Genomic DNA, 14,753 nt, shown 5'->3' with positions numbered 1-14,753 from the left:
TTAGATCTTACATGCGCCGCCTGCGCAACTGTCGTCTTCTTTCTCGATGGCGGTAATGTCGTCATATTTGTCTGACGCGCCATCACGTGTGTTGTGATAGTAAAGTGTCTTCACACCATATTTGTATGCAGTAAGCAGATCTTTAAGCAACACCTGCATAGGAACCTTAGAGCCGGGGAAGCGGCTAGGGTCATAATTGGTGTTGGCCGAGATAGACTGGTCAACAAACTTCTGCATTAAACCGACAAGTTGTAGGTAACCATCGTTGCTTGGCATCTGCCAAAGCAGCTCATAACTGTATTGGTACTTGTCGAAATCAGGAACCACCTGTTTTAGCTGACCATCTTTACTGGCTTTAACACTGATCAAGCCGCGTGGTGGCTCGATACCGTTAGTGGCGTTAGAGATCTGCGAAGAGGTCTCAGATGGCATCAGTGCAGATAGAGTAGAGTTACGCAGGCCGTGAGTCTTAATCTCCTCACGTAGCGCGTCCCAATCCATGTGCAGTGGTTCGTCACAGATCTTGTCTAGGTCCCGCTTATAGGTATCGATTGGCAGGATACCCTTAGCGTAATTGGTTTCGTGGAAGGCTGGACATGCACCTTTTTCTTTCGCTAGGTTCATCGATGCCTTCAGCAGATAATACTGTATAGCTTCGAAAGTCTTATGGGTGATGCCGTTGGCGCTGCCGTCTGAGTAACGTACGCCTTCTTTAGCCAAGTAGTTGGCAAAGTTAATCACGCCTATGCCCAAGGTACGACGGTTCATCGAGCCTTTGTGCGCCGAAATGATGGGATAGTCTTGGTAATCAAGCAGACTATCGAGTGCGCGCACCGCCAGATCTGACAGGTTTTCCAGCTCATCTAGGCTTTTTATCGCACCCAGGTTGAGGGCCGACAGAGTACAAAGTGCAATCTCTCCATCAGGATCGTCAATGTTGTTGAGTGGCTTAGTCGGCAGTGCTATCTCTAGACAGAGGTTTGACTGACGAACGGGCGCAACCTTAGAGTCAAACGGGCTATGGGTATTACAGTGATCGACGTTCTGGATGTAGATACGACCGGTTGAGGCACGCTCCTGCATCATTAGTGAAAACAACTCGACAGCCTTGATCTGCTTCTTACGAATGCTCTCATCTTGCTCATATTGAAGGTACAGACGTTCGAATTCTGCTTGATCTTCAAAAAAGGCATCATATAGGCCCGGTACGTCAGATGGACTGAACAGGGTGATCATGCCGCCTTGGATCAGACGCTGATACATGAGCTTGTTAAGTTGCACGCCATAATCTAAGTGACGAATACGGTTATCATCGACACCGCGGTTGTTCTTTAATACCAGCAGCGATTCTACTTCAAGGTGCCACATAGGGTAGAAGAGGGTCGCTGCGCCGCCGCGAACGCCACCTTGTGAGCAAGACTTTACTGCGGTCTGGAAATACTTATAGAAAGGTAAACAACCCGTGTGGAAGGCTTCACCACCACGAATTGGACTACCTAAGGCGCGAATACGGCCAGCATTGACCCCGATACCAGCACGCTGTGATACATACTTAACGATAGATGAAGCCGTGGCATTGATTGAATCCAGGCTGTCTCCACACTCGATCAATACGCAGGAGCTAAACTGACGCGTAGGTGTACGCACCCCGGCCATGATAGGCGTAGGTAGCGAGATCTTAAAGGTAGAGGTCGCGTCATAGAAATCTTTCACATACTGAAGACGCGTTTCTTTGGGGTAGTCAGCGAACAGACAGGCCGCCACCAGAATATAGAGGAACTGAGCGCTCTCATAAACTTCGTGGGTGACGCGGTTTTGTACCAGATACTTGCCTTCTAGCTGCTTCACGGCGGCGTAAGAGAAGTTCATATCTCGCCAATGATCGATATAGCTGTCTAGCTGGTCAAGTTCGTCGCGGCTATAGTCGTTCAGAATATGCGTGTCATACTTACCCATCTCCACCAGTCTTACGACATGATCATAAAGCTTTGGCGGCTCAAACTGGCCAAAGGCTTTTTTACGCAGGTGGAAGATTGCCAGGCGCGCAGAAAGGAACTGATAATCCGGCGACTCAGGAGAGATCAGATCGGCTGCAGCCTTAATGATGGTTTCATGAATCGCTTCGGTTGGAATCCCATCATAAAACTGAAGGTGAGAACGTAATTCGACTTCTGATACTGATACGTTATTCAGTCCTTTGGCCGCCCAAGTGATCACTCGGTGGATCTTATCGAGATCGATAGTTTCACGTTCGCCACTGCGCTTTGTGACTTGCATATTGCTGTTCATTGAAGATAAGCCTTGAATTAAATATCGCTATGGGTGAGCTGAGATGTTCACCCTACGTTTCCATGTAAAAACAATCGAAGATGTTAAAAAAGTACCTGAGCACTACAGCTGTTCTAGTGGCTTCGACCGCTGACCATACACAATATATGGTGTTTTTTATTTGTTAGGATACAAGATAGTGAGGTTGCTGCGATATTGCAAGCGGGTTTTTAGGGGACAAGTTGTGGATATCTTGGGGGTAACGCATGGGGTTAGTAACGGCTTACCTTTAACCCTTGTTTTCAATTACGATAGCCTCGTTAGGTCAACTTTTAGGCGACTGATTTGTTGTGTCGCGAAAGCTAAAATATTGCTCAGATCCTTGGGATCGATCGCCGTTGAAAAAGGATCTTAATCACATCCATAAGTTCAGATTTGGTCAGACTCACACAACTGAAGAGGGTGATGTGCGATTTGTCACCTTTTACAGCGACTTACTCTACTTTAGCAATTCAATCACTTCTATTGGGGTGGTAAAACCATAATCATGGGGCCAGAGCTCTGCTTGGTCATTGTTTGCGATATAACCCCAATGGGCGATCCCACCGAGCATCTGACTGTTGCACGCCGCTTCAAGGTCGCGCCTGGCATCTCCAAGATAGAGTATGCGATTGCAGTGTACGCCAAGTTGCTGGGCCGCTAAGCGCATCGGAGCGGGATTAGGTTTGCTCTGGGTTGTCGAGTCACCACTAATAATCGCTGGCATTAAATGGGCCAGTTCGAGACGGTGAAGCAAGGGACGCGCAAAGCGTGCAGCCTTGTTGGTTACCACGCCAAAGGGAATGTCTAGCTCACAAAGGTGGGTAAGCAGGGGGGCTATACCGTCAAATAGCTGCGCTTGATCGCCATTGACCTGGTGATAATGGTGCAGCAGAGCTTGTTGAATTGCCGTCTTTTCCGCCTCATCAATTTGTGGCTCGGCGGCGTTCACCAGGGCAAGGCTGCCGTTAGAGGCGGCGTCTCTGACCTCTACCAAAGATTTAGTCGGATAGCCAAAGTCAGCCAGCGCCAAATTGAGCGCCTGAACAAGGTCGGGCGCCGTATCGACTAAGGTGCCGTCGAGATCGAACAGCACCCCTTTAATCAATTCTGGCTTAGTCATTCTGGCTTAGTCATTCCGGCTTAGTCATTCCGGCTTTAATTATTCCGGTTTTAGTCATCAAGTTGCTTAACCGTGGCAATCATATAGTTGACATCAAGGCTCTTGGTATAACGAAAGATATCGGTCAGCGGGTTATAGGTAATGCCAGTCGCGTCAGTGCACTCTAGATCCACTTTTTCGGCCATACCTATCAACTCGGCAGGTTTTATGTACTTCTTATGGTCATGGGTGCCGACAGGCAACATCTTTAATAGGTACTCAGCGCCAATAACCGTTTCGACATAGGCTCTTAGATTACGGTTAATGGTTGAGAAGAATACATAGCCACCGGGCTTTACCATGTCGCTACAAGCTTTGATCACAGATGCTGGGTTGGGCACGTGCTCTAACATCTCCATGCAGGTCACCACATCATACAAACCTTGATGGCTGTCTCTGTGATGCTCTGCAGTGGTCTGAATATAGTTGATCTCAACCCCTGTTTCTAAGGCATGGAGTTTCGCCACATCAAGGGGCTCGGCGCCCATATCAATTCCGTCTACCTTGGCACCAAGACGTGCCATGCTTTCAGAGAGAATCCCGCCGCCACAGCCAACATCCAGCACTGACTTGCCAAACAAGCCACCGACTGTCTGATCGATAAAATTCAACCTTAAGGGGTTTAGCTTATGAATAGGCTTAAATTCCCCTTCGGGATCCCACCAGGTAGCAGCCATCTTTTCAAATTTTGCAATTTCTTGTGGATCAACGTTGACATTGTGAGTCACAGATTGGTTAGGCACGGTCAAACCTCTGAAGGGGAAAGAATGTTAGGGCTATTATACTCATAGCCCTAGATAAACAAAGGAGATCCCATCGAAAATCTAACCGCTGGGGTGAGATTGCTGTTAAAGCGTTCATCTAAAGCTAAATCGAGCAGGCTTTACCGCGCTAATCAGATATTTGGCGGGAAATTTCAATAGGGTCTAGCGCCTTTAAATATCTGTGTTAGAATGCCAAATCACGTTTTCAGGCTTGACGATATATTGCCTGGTTTTTAAGCAGTATTTTGTCAGCTAAATTTCAAGGGATCGAGCAGTTTATGACTGATCTGGCTTCATCTATAACACCAATTAATATTGAAGACGAATTAAAGAATTCATATTTAGATTACGCCATGAGCGTGATCGTTGGCCGAGCGTTACCCGATGTACGCGATGGCTTAAAGCCGGTTCATCGCCGCGTACTCTTTGCGATGAACGAGTTGAAGAACGATTGGAACAAGCCTTACAAGAAGTCGGCACGTGTTGTCGGTGACGTGATAGGTAAATATCACCCCCATGGCGACTCGGCGGTGTATGACACTATCGTGCGTATGGCGCAGCCTTTCTCAATGCGTTACACCTTAGTCGATGGCCAGGGTAACTTTGGTTCGGTCGATGGTGACGCTGCAGCGGCTATGCGTTATACCGAAATTCGTATGGATAAGTTAGCCCATCAGTTACTGGCTGACTTAGAAAAAGAAACCGTCGATTATGTGCCTAACTATGATGGCACTGAGCAGATCCCGGCCGTATTGCCCACCCGTATTCCAGCCCTGTTAGTTAACGGCTCATCGGGCATTGCCGTGGGTATGGCAACAAACATTCCCCCTCATAACCTATCAGAAGTGATCTCTGGCTGTTTGGCGCTTATCGATGAGCCAAGCCTGTCAATTGAGCAGCTGATGGAGCATATTCCAGGTCCAGACTTCCCAACAGCCGCTATCGTTAATGGCCGTAAAGGGATAGAAGATGCTTATAAGACTGGTCGCGGTAAAGCGGTTATGCGCGCTCGTGCTTCAGTCGAAACCGAAGATAATGGTCGTGAGCGGATTATCGTTACCGAGATACCTTATCAGGTTAACAAAGCTCGTCTGATCGAAAAGATCGCCGAACTGGTTAAAGATAAGAAGATTGAAGGCATTAGCGGTCTGCGCGATGAGTCTGATAAAGACGGTATGCGCATCGTTATCGAAGTGAAGCGTGGTGAAGTGGGTGAGGTGATCCTCAATAACCTTTACGCTCAGACGCAGTTACAAACCTCTTTCGGTATCAACATGGTGGCGTTGACCAATGGTCAACCTAAGCTATTCAACCTTAAAGAGATGCTGGAATGCTTTATTCTTCACCGTCGTGAAGTGGTAACGCGTCGTACAGTATTTGAATTGCGTAAAGCCCGTGATCGTGCCCATATCCTTGAAGCACTAGCCATTGCGCTGGCTAATATCGATCCTATTATCGCGCTGATCAAGGCATCGCCGACACCAGCCGAAGCTAAAGTGAAGTTGATCGAGCAAGGTTGGGCTCTTGGCAATGTACAGGGCATGCTTGAAAAAGCGGGCGATGACGCCGCGCGTCCAGAATGGTTAGCCCCTGAGTATGGTATTCGTGATGGACTTTACTTCCTGACCGAGCAACAAGCACAGGCTATCTTGGACCTGCGTCTGCACAAGTTGACCGGTCTAGAACATGAGAAGATTCTAGGCGAATACGAAGAGTTACTCGAACTTATCGCCGCGCTGCTTTATATCCTGCGCAGTCCAGAGCGCTTGATGGAAGTGATTAAAGAAGAACTTCAGGAAGTGCTGGAAAACTTCGGCGATGAGCGCCGCACCGAGCTGAATGCTTCGGCGGTGGATATCAGTCTTGAAGATCTGATTAATGAAGAAGATGTAGTTGTAACCCTATCACACCTGGGTTATGCCAAGTATCAACCGCTCAGCGATTACCAGGCACAGCGCCGTGGTGGTAAGGGTAAGGCGGCGACTAAGGTTAAAGACGAAGATTTCGTCGAAAAACTGCTAGTAGCTAACACTCATGACACCATCTTGTGTTTCTCTGACTTTGGTAAGATGTACTGGTTGAAGGTGTATCAACTGCCGCTGGCAAGCCGTCAAGCGCGTGGTCGTCCAATCATTAACCTGCTACCGCTCGCTGAAGGCGAACGCATTACCGCTATCTTGCCGGTCCGCGATTATGACGCCGATAAGTATGTGATCATGGCGACCTCTCACGGCACTGTGAAGAAGACATCCCTTGAGCAGTATTCTCGTCCAAGAGCAAACGGTATTATTGCCGTTAACCTTAAAGATGGCGATCAGCTGATCGGTGTTGATATCACCAACGGTGATAATGAAGTCATGCTCTTCTCTAACGAAGGCAAGGTGGTACGCTTTAGTGAAGATCAGGTTCGTGGTATGGGCCGTACGGCAACAGGTGTCCGCGGTATCAAGCTCGAAGATGGTCAGACAGTGGTATCACTCATTGTGCCTAAGAACGATGGCGATATTCTTACCGTGACTGAAAATGGTTATGGTAAGCGTACTGAGCTATCTGAATACCCGGCGAAGAGTCGTGCAACTAAGGGCGTGGTCTCTATCAAGGTCAGTGAACGTAACGGCGCCGTAGTCGGTGCTGTACAAGTTCAGGAAAACGATGAGATTATGCTGATCAGCGACAAAGGTACTCTGGTTCGAACTCCGGCAACGGGCGTATCGAGCATTGGTCGTAACACCCAAGGGGTGACCATTATCCGTACCTCGGCCGATGAAACTGTAGTGGGTTTGCAGCGTATCGATGAGATCCAAGACGACACCGAATACGACGAAGAGGGTAATCCTATCCTTGACGAGACGGTCGATGAAACACAGGCTCCTGGCGATACGCCAGAGGCTGAGCCTACCGAATAAGGTTTAGGTATATAAACGGGCGTCCTTTTGGACGCTCGTTTTGTTTTAGCAAGTAAAACACCAACAAATGATAAAACATTAAGTGGCACCTTATCTGACGCAATGCCGTTGACAATAAACGCAAAGGAGAAAGAAGTGAGCGCGACATATAATTTCTGTGCAGGGCCGGCCATGTTGCCGCAACCCGTGATGCAAAAGGCACAAAAGGAGTTATTAGATTGGAATGGGCAGGGCGTCTCCGTAATGGAGATCAGTCATCGCAGTAAGGAGTTTATCGCGCTTACCGAGCAGGCCGAGGCTGACATCAGAGAACTGATGAATATTCCGAGTAACTACCATGTGCTCTTTATGCATGGTGGGGGGCGTGGTCAGTTTGCTGCTGTTGTGAATAACTTTTTAGGTGAAGCCGGGCGAGCCCTTTATTTAGTTGATGGGAGCTGGTCATCGGCAGCTGTCGATGAAGCCAGAAAGTTAGCCGGTGATGAACAGATAGATACCCTGAATATTGTTGAAAAAGAGAATGATATCAGCAGGATTGTATTGCCTAATTTAGAAGAAATAGAGCAAGATTATCGCTACCTGCACTACTGTCCGAATGAGACGGTAGATGGCATCGAAATTTTTGATGAGATTAACTCGCCTTGGCCGATTGTTGCCGATATGTCGTCGAATATTATGTCTCGCGAGATTGACGTTAGCCGCTATGGATTGATCTATGCTGGCGCACAGAAAAACATCGGCCCATCAGGGCTTAGCATAGTGATAGTACGTGATGATCTACTGGCCTATCCGCAGCTCAATCAGGCCTCGATTATGGATTATCGCCTAGCGGTAAAACATGACTCCATGTTTAATACACCGCCGACTTTTGCCTGGTACCTTGCCGCCGAAGTCTTTAAGTGGCTGAAATCCCAGGGCGGCGTAAGCAAGATGTCTGAAGTGAATCAGCTTAAGGCTAAGACTCTATATGATTTTATCGACAGCTGTGATCTCTATGAGAATCGTGTTGCTGAGCAAAACCGCTCGCAAATGAACGTCACTTTTTACTTAAAAGATGAGTCATTAAACGAGGCATTTCTAGCGGAAGCGAAAGCGGCAGGATTAGTTGCCTTAAAAGGACACCGCAGCGTCGGTGGTATGCGCGCCAGTCTTTATAATGCGATGCCACTTACCGGTGTTGAGGCCTTGGTAAGCTTTATGCGCTCGTTTGCAAAGCAGCACTCAGCCTAACGTTAGCCGCTTAACTTTATCTGTGAGTAAAACAAAAAGGGGACCCCAAGGTCCCCTTTATTTATGCAACTAATTTAATAAGCCCATGATTATGGTCATTACAGTACTTTTGCGATAGATTCCGCAAGGTAATCCACGTTACCTGTGCCTATACCTGCGATGCTGATACGGCTTGAGTCGACCATGTAGATGCTATGATCACTCTGTAGCTTGGCCACTTGCTCAGGGGTGATCCCCAAGAATGAGAACATGCCTTTCTGCTCGGCTATGAAGCTGAAATCGCGTGTGACCCCTTTCTCGATCAGTTTATTGACTAGCATGGCGCGATTACCATTGATGCGATCGCGCATCTCCTTCAACTCTTCAAGCCATTGCTGCTTTAACTCCGCCGAGCCGAGAATCGTTTCGACTATGGCTGCGCCGTGTGCAGGTGGCATTGAGTAGATGCAGCGAACTACATACAAGAGTACCGAATAGGCGACATTAGCGGCTTGGCTGTCTTTCGCCACTAAAGAGCAGGCTCCGATCCGCTCGCGGTACAGGCCAAAGTTTTTAGAGCATGAGGTGCACAGGATCATATCATCGACCTGAGCCGCCATCTGACGCACACCGTAAGCATCTTCGTCTACGCCATCACCAAAGCCTTGGTAAGCCATGTCAATGAGTGGTGTAAAGCCCTGTTGCTTAGTTAAAGCAATCACCTTATCCCATTGTTCATTGGTGAGATCCATGCCGCTTGGGTTATGGCAGCAAGCATGAAATAGCACAACATCGTCTGAGCCTATGTTGGCTAAGGTAGCCATCATCTCGTCGAATTTTAACGTCTTGTTTTCATGATCGTAGTAAGGGTAGGTCTTTACCTGAATGCCCGCCGCTTCAAATAAACCTGTGTGGTTAGCCCAGGTCGGGTCGCTGACCCAGATGACACTATTTGGGTTAATACGCTTGATGAAATCAGCGGCCACTCTGAGCGCGCCTGTGCCACCCGGTGTTGAGACGGTGCGAATGCGATCGGCAAGTAGCGCAGGGTTATCTTGGCCAAATGCCAGTTCACCGATGAGTTGGTTGAAGGTAGGGGAGCCCGTGGGACCTATGTAAACTTTTGTTTCCTCAGTGTCGATACGGTGCTGCTCAGCACGTTTAACACAGGCCAAAATAGGGGTGTTACCCGCTTCATCTTTAAATACACCCACACCAAGATCGACCTTATTGGCCTGAGGATCTTCGCGGTATTTAGCCATAAGCCCAAGAATAGGATCGGCGGGCATAGGGGAAAGTTTCTCGAACATAGTTCCAACTACCTTTATCTATTGTTATAGGCCGTAAATGGCCGGCGCTTTGCGTAGCCTAAGGATAAACTAAATTGATTACTAAATTACAGCGCTAATAGAGATTTTATACTCGACCTCAGTTGGCAAATATTCATGCCAGCTACGTTAAATCGAGGGGACGGGCCCCCTGATTTTGGAACATTTATAGGGCTTAGAAAGAAAATTACTCATTAAGCGCCTTAAAATGCAAAAAAGGGTTGAATAGTGGGCCTCAATCAGTAATTTTATAACCACGAGGCTCAGGTCGATTGAGCAGACGGCCATTTTGTCGTGATGGCAACACCAAGTATCAATAATTCGCAGCCAAAGATGGGTTGCTATCAATGAAGATGTGATTAATGAAACAACTACGACTCGATCCCATAACTAAGGTTCAAGGTACCGTCAATATTCCTGGTTCCAAGAGCATCTCAAACCGTGCCCTGTTATTGGCGACCTTAGCTGAAGGTAAAACCCGGCTGACCAATCTGCTCGATTCTGATGATATCCGCCATATGCTGACGTCACTGAAACAACTGGGCGTTAAATTTCAATTATCAGACAATAATACAGTCTGTGAGCTTGAAGGCCTAAGCGGTCCAATCAGCAGTGATCAAGCGCAAAGCCTGTTCTTGGGTAATGCTGGTACGGCAATGCGCCCACTGTGCGCTGCTTTAACCTTAGGCCAAGGGGAATTTACCTTAACGGGTGAGCCTCGTATGGAAGAACGTCCTATTGGCGACCTGGTTGATGCCTTGAGCGCCCTAGGAGCCGATATACAATACCTTAAACAACCCGGTTTCCCGCCGTTAACGGTCAATGCTACCGGGCTAAATGGTGGTGATGTTGAGATCGCAGGTGATTTGTCGAGTCAGTTTTTAACGGCACTGCTCATGGTTGCACCACTTGCGAAAGAGCAGGTCAATATTAAGATTAAAGGCGAGTTAGTTTCTAAACCTTATATCGACATTACCGTTGCCCTGATGGCCCAGTTTGGGGTTAAGGTGATCAACCATGACTATGAACGCTTTGAGATCCCAGCAGGTCAACACTATGTTTCACCAGGTACTGTGTTAGTTGAAGGTGATGCCTCATCAGCCTCTTACTTCCTTGCCGCGGGTGCCATCCAAGGTGGTGAAGTCAAAGTCACTGGCGTAGGATTAAAAAGTATCCAGGGCGACGTAAAGTTTGCCGATGTGCTTGAAAAAATGGGCGCAGAAATAGAGTGGGGCGACGATTACATCATTGCCAGAAGTGCTGCGCTCAATGCCGTTGATCTGGATATGAATCATATCCCAGATGCCGCCATGACCATAGCGACAGCCGCGCTATTTGCTAAAGGCACAACCACTTTAAGAAACATCTATAACTGGCGTATCAAGGAAACTGACCGTTTAGCTGCGATGGCCACCGAACTGCGTAAAGTCGGCGCCATTGTCGAAGAAGGCCACGACTATATTAGCGTGACACCGCCGGCTAAGTTAAACACTGCCGATATCGACACCTATAACGATCACCGCATGGCTATGTGTTTTTCGCTGTTAGCCTTTGCCGATTGTGGGATCACAATCAACGACCCCGATTGCACATCGAAAACCTTTCCAAGTTATTTTGAGCAGTTTGCAGCTTTAGCCCAGTAGATTGCCACTGACAGCGGGCTCAATCCTTTGGCCCGCTTTGCCCCAAGCTCCAATTGTGTTAATTCGTAACTTTTTGCCGCTTTCTAAACGCTTTTAGTTTATAATGCGCGCGCAGTTTTTTCGTGGACGACATTCAAGATCTTTAGGGACGATAGATTTAAATTGGAGAATCATATGTCACAACGGGCTCCCATCGTCACAATTGACGGCCCAAGCGGTGCAGGTAAAGGCACTATTAGTCAAATACTTGCTTCGCGTTTAGGATGGAAGCTGCTTGATAGCGGTGCCATATATCGTGTGTTGGCCCTGGCGGCAATTCACCACAACGTAGAGCTGGACAACGAAGCATCACTGGCGCTTTTAGCCGCACATCTGGATGTGCAATTCATTACGGCTAAAGCAAACGGCATTAAAGTTGTCTTAGAAGGTGAAGACGTCTCTCATGAGATTCGTAGCCAAGAGTGCTCAAATGCCGCCTCCAAAGTAGCCGCATTTCCTAGCGTTCGCGAGGCTTTACTGCGTCGCCAACGAGCGTTTGCAGAGGCACCTGGTCTTATCGCCGACGGTCGCGATATGGGCACTGTCGTCTTTCCGACAACACCCGCTAAACTTTATTTAACGGCATCGGCTGAGGAAAGGGCCCAAAGGCGCTATAATCAGTTGCAGGACAAGGGCTTCGATGTTAATATCGACCGTCTTTTAGCCGAGGTCATTGAGCGTGATGAACGTGATATGAATCGTCCCGTAGCCCCTCTGGTTCCAGCCGAGGATGCATTGGTGATCGATACTACGGCTATCGGCATTGATGAAGTGGTTGAGCTTGCGCTCGCACACATCAAGCAAAAATTACCCGACCTTGCCCTCTAAGGGACAAGGTTTTTATGATTTGTCACAAGGATGGGACAAATGATTAATCTGACTCCACGTCTAGGATGGGCTGTGGTTTATTACTTAAAGTAAATTAACATGACTGAATCTTTTGCTGATCTATTTGAACAATCCCTTCAACAACTTGAGTTCCGTCCAGGTTCTATCGTTCGTGGTACTGTTGTATCAATCCAGAACGGTATGGTACTGGTTGACGCAGGTCTTAAGTCTGAAAGCCCAATCCCAGCTGAGCAATTCAAAAACGCTCAAGGCGTTCTAGAAATCGCAGTTGGCGACGAAGTTGACGTAGCCCTAGACTCTGTTGAAGACGGTTTCGGTGAAACTCAACTTTCTCGTGAGAAAGCTAAGCGTCACGAAGCTTGGATCGTTCTAGAAAAAGCTTACGAAGATGCTGAAACTGTAATCGGTGTCATCAATGGTAAGGTTAAAGGCGGTTTCACCGTTGAACTAAACGGTATCCGTGCGTTCCTACCAGGTTCTCTAGTTGACGTTCGCCCAGTTCGCGACACTGCTCACCTAGAAAACAAAGAACTAGAATTCAAGGTTATCAAGCTAGACCAGAAGCGTAACAACGTTGTTGTTTCTCGTCGTGCTGTTATCGAATCAGAAAGCAGTGCAGAGCGTGATGCGCTACTTGAAAACCTACAAGAAGGTCAAGCCGTTAAGGGTATCGTTAAGAACCTGACTGACTACGGTGCATTCGTTGACCTAGGTGGCGTAGACGGTCTTCTACATATCACAGATATGGCTTGGAAGCGCGTTAAGCACCCATCTGAAATCGTCAACGTTGGTGACGAAATCAACGTTAAAGTACTTAAGTACGATCGTGAGCGCACTCGCGTTTCACTAGGTCTTAAGCAACTTGGCGAAGATCCATGGTTAGAAATCAGCAAGCGCTACCCAGAAAACACTAAGTTAACTGGTCGCGTCACTAACCTAACTGACTACGGCTGCTTCGTTGAAATCGAAGAAGGCGTTGAAGGTCTAGTACACGTTTCTGAAATGGATTGGACTAACAAGAACATCCACCCATCTAAGGTTGTTAACCTAGGTGACGAAGTTGAAGTTCTAGTGTTAGACATCGATGAAGAGCGTCGTCGTATTTCTCTAGGTCTTAAGCAGTGTAAGACTAACCCATGGGATGACTTCGCAGAGCGTTATGCTAAAGGCGACAAAGTTACTGGTAAGATCAAGTCAATCACTGACTTCGGTATCTTCATCGGTCTTGACGGTGGCATCGACGGTCTAGTTCACCTATCTGATATCTCTTGGAACGGTACTGGCGAAGAAGCTGTATCTGACTACAAGAAGGGCGACGAAATCAGTGCAGTTGTACTGTCTGTTGACCCAGAGCGTGAGCGTATCAGCCTAGGTGTTAAGCAGACTGAAGACGATCCTTTCAATGCATATCTTGCAGATAAGAAGAAAGGTGCTATCGTAACTGGTACTGTTACAGCAGTAGACGCGAAAGGCGTAACTATCGAGTTGGCTGACACCGTAGAAGGTTACCTACGTGTTTCTGACATCTCTCGTGAGCGCATCGAAGATGCATCTACTGTATACTCAGTAGGTGACACTGTTGAATCTAAGTTCATGGGTGTTGATCGCAAGAACCGTTCAATCAGCCTGTCTATCAAAGCGAAAGACGAAGCTGATGAGAAGGAAGCGATGGCTAACTTGAACAAGCAAGATGACGTTGCTATGAGCAATGCCATGGCTGAAGCGTTCAAAGCGGCTCGCAAATAATTCGCCTGAAGTTCGGGGATGGCAACATCCCCGCTAGGTGACTGTGTTTGGCTTGATTATAGAGGGTACAGGATGACTAAATCCGAACTGATCGAAAAACTTGCCAGTAGGCAGTCGCAGCTGTCGGCAAAAGAAGTAGAAAGCGCTATTAAAGAGATGTTGGAGCAGATGGCAACAACATTAGAAGGCGGTGACCGTATCGAGATCCGTGGCTTTGGTAGTTTTTCCCTTCATTATCGTGCACCACGTACAGGTCGTAATCCTAAGACTGGGACTTCAGTTGAACTGGAAGGCAAGTATGTACCGCACTTTAAGCCTGGCAAAGAACTGCGTGAGCGCGTTGATGCTATCAACTCGTAAATGACATTGTTTTAAAAGCCTCCGAAAGGAGGTTTTTTTATGTCTAAACTCCAGGTATGGCTAGCTAGTTCGTTAAAATTCTTGGATAATCAATCCATCACCACGGGTTTATGGAGATTAACGTGAAGTCATTTATCGCGACTGTACTTGTCGCCCTATTTTTCGTCTTGGCTTTATTGTTTGGTGCACGCAACGAGCAACTGGTGACCATCAGTTATTTTGTGGCTCAGGGCGAATATCGTTTACCTGTCGTGCTTGGTGTGGTGTTTTTAGCAGGCTTCTTAGTCAGTTGGTTATTTGCCATCTACCATATCACCAAAGTCAGATTACAACTGCGTCGCGCCAATAAGAAAATTGATCAGTTAGAAGCTAAACTTCCCGCTGAAGCGCTACCACCATCTTCTCAAATTGAACATCAAGCGAAGGAAGTAAACGCTTAA

At 47.5% G+C, this 14,753-nt stretch carries 11 protein-coding genes; 7 read left to right on the top strand and 4 right to left on the bottom strand.

Going from position 1 to position 14,753, the window contains the following annotated elements:
* The 3 genes from nrdA to ubiG form a co-directional block, all read right to left on the bottom strand.
* Positions 1–2,289 carry a class 1a ribonucleoside-diphosphate reductase subunit alpha gene (nrdA, locus tag CFF01_RS09605; RefSeq protein ID WP_088904645.1) on the bottom strand — a complete coding sequence of 763 codons (2,289 nt, stop codon included), beginning with the start codon at positions 2,287–2,289 and terminating at the stop codon, positions 1–3.
* 478 nt (positions 2,290–2,767) lie between these two features.
* Entirely contained in the window at positions 2,768–3,430 is a 663-nt protein-coding gene (locus CFF01_RS09600; protein ID WP_088904644.1) for an HAD family hydrolase, read from the bottom strand.
* A 50-nt stretch (positions 3,431–3,480) separates the two neighbouring features.
* A complete protein-coding gene (gene ubiG / locus CFF01_RS09595) occupies positions 3,481–4,197 on the bottom strand; it encodes a bifunctional 2-polyprenyl-6-hydroxyphenol methylase/3-demethylubiquinol 3-O-methyltransferase UbiG (protein ID WP_088905922.1) in 717 nt (238 codons plus the stop codon).
* Positions 4,198–4,511: 314 nt separating this feature from the next.
* Here ubiG and gyrA point away from each other — a divergent pair, with 314 nt between their 5' ends.
* Together gyrA and serC are read left to right on the top strand one after the other, a co-directional pair.
* Positions 4,512–7,139, top strand: a complete 2,628-nt coding sequence (gyrA, locus tag CFF01_RS09590; protein WP_033540542.1) for a DNA gyrase subunit A — start codon at positions 4,512–4,514, stop codon at positions 7,137–7,139.
* 135 nt (positions 7,140–7,274) lie between these two features.
* On the top strand, positions 7,275–8,369 hold the full coding sequence (serC, locus tag CFF01_RS09585) for a 3-phosphoserine/phosphohydroxythreonine transaminase (protein ID WP_088904643.1): 1,095 nt from the start codon (positions 7,275–7,277) through the stop codon (positions 8,367–8,369).
* A 98-nt stretch (positions 8,370–8,467) separates the two neighbouring features.
* Here serC and CFF01_RS09580 read toward each other — a convergent pair whose 3' ends face one another.
* Positions 8,468–9,658, bottom strand: coding sequence for an amino acid aminotransferase (locus tag CFF01_RS09580; RefSeq protein ID WP_088904642.1), 1,191 nt, complete (start codon positions 9,656–9,658; stop codon positions 8,468–8,470).
* Positions 9,659–10,038: 380 nt separating this feature from the next.
* On the opposite strand from CFF01_RS09580, the gene aroA reads away from it, so the two are divergent.
* The 5 genes from aroA (at position 10,039) to CFF01_RS09555 (ending at position 14,753) form a co-directional block, all read left to right on the top strand.
* Positions 10,039–11,319 (top strand): 3-phosphoshikimate 1-carboxyvinyltransferase, encoded by a 1,281-nt coding sequence (gene aroA, locus CFF01_RS09575; protein ID WP_033540521.1) that lies wholly within the window; start codon positions 10,039–10,041, stop codon positions 11,317–11,319.
* 174 nt (positions 11,320–11,493) lie between these two features.
* Complete coding sequence (cmk, locus tag CFF01_RS09570; protein WP_033540520.1) at positions 11,494–12,186, top strand: (d)CMP kinase; 693 nt, start codon at positions 11,494–11,496, stop codon at positions 12,184–12,186.
* A gap of 99 nt (positions 12,187–12,285) precedes the next feature.
* Positions 12,286–13,953 carry a 30S ribosomal protein S1 gene (gene rpsA / locus CFF01_RS09565; protein WP_033540519.1) on the top strand — a complete coding sequence of 556 codons (1,668 nt, stop codon included), beginning with the start codon at positions 12,286–12,288 and terminating at the stop codon, positions 13,951–13,953.
* Between the two features lie 72 nt (positions 13,954–14,025).
* The gene (gene ihfB, locus CFF01_RS09560) at positions 14,026–14,313 is read left to right on the top strand and encodes an integration host factor subunit beta (RefSeq protein WP_033540518.1); all 288 of its coding nucleotides are present in this window, start codon (positions 14,026–14,028) and stop codon (positions 14,311–14,313) included.
* A 122-nt stretch (positions 14,314–14,435) separates the two neighbouring features.
* Complete coding sequence (locus CFF01_RS09555; RefSeq protein WP_033540517.1) at positions 14,436–14,753, top strand: LapA family protein; 318 nt, start codon at positions 14,436–14,438, stop codon at positions 14,751–14,753.

Origin of the sequence: Shewanella marisflavi (assembly GCF_002215585.1) — a bacterium.
GTDB classification, from domain to species: domain Bacteria; phylum Pseudomonadota; class Gammaproteobacteria; order Enterobacterales; family Shewanellaceae; genus Shewanella; species Shewanella marisflavi.
This window is presented reverse-complemented; position numbering and strand designations above follow the sequence as displayed.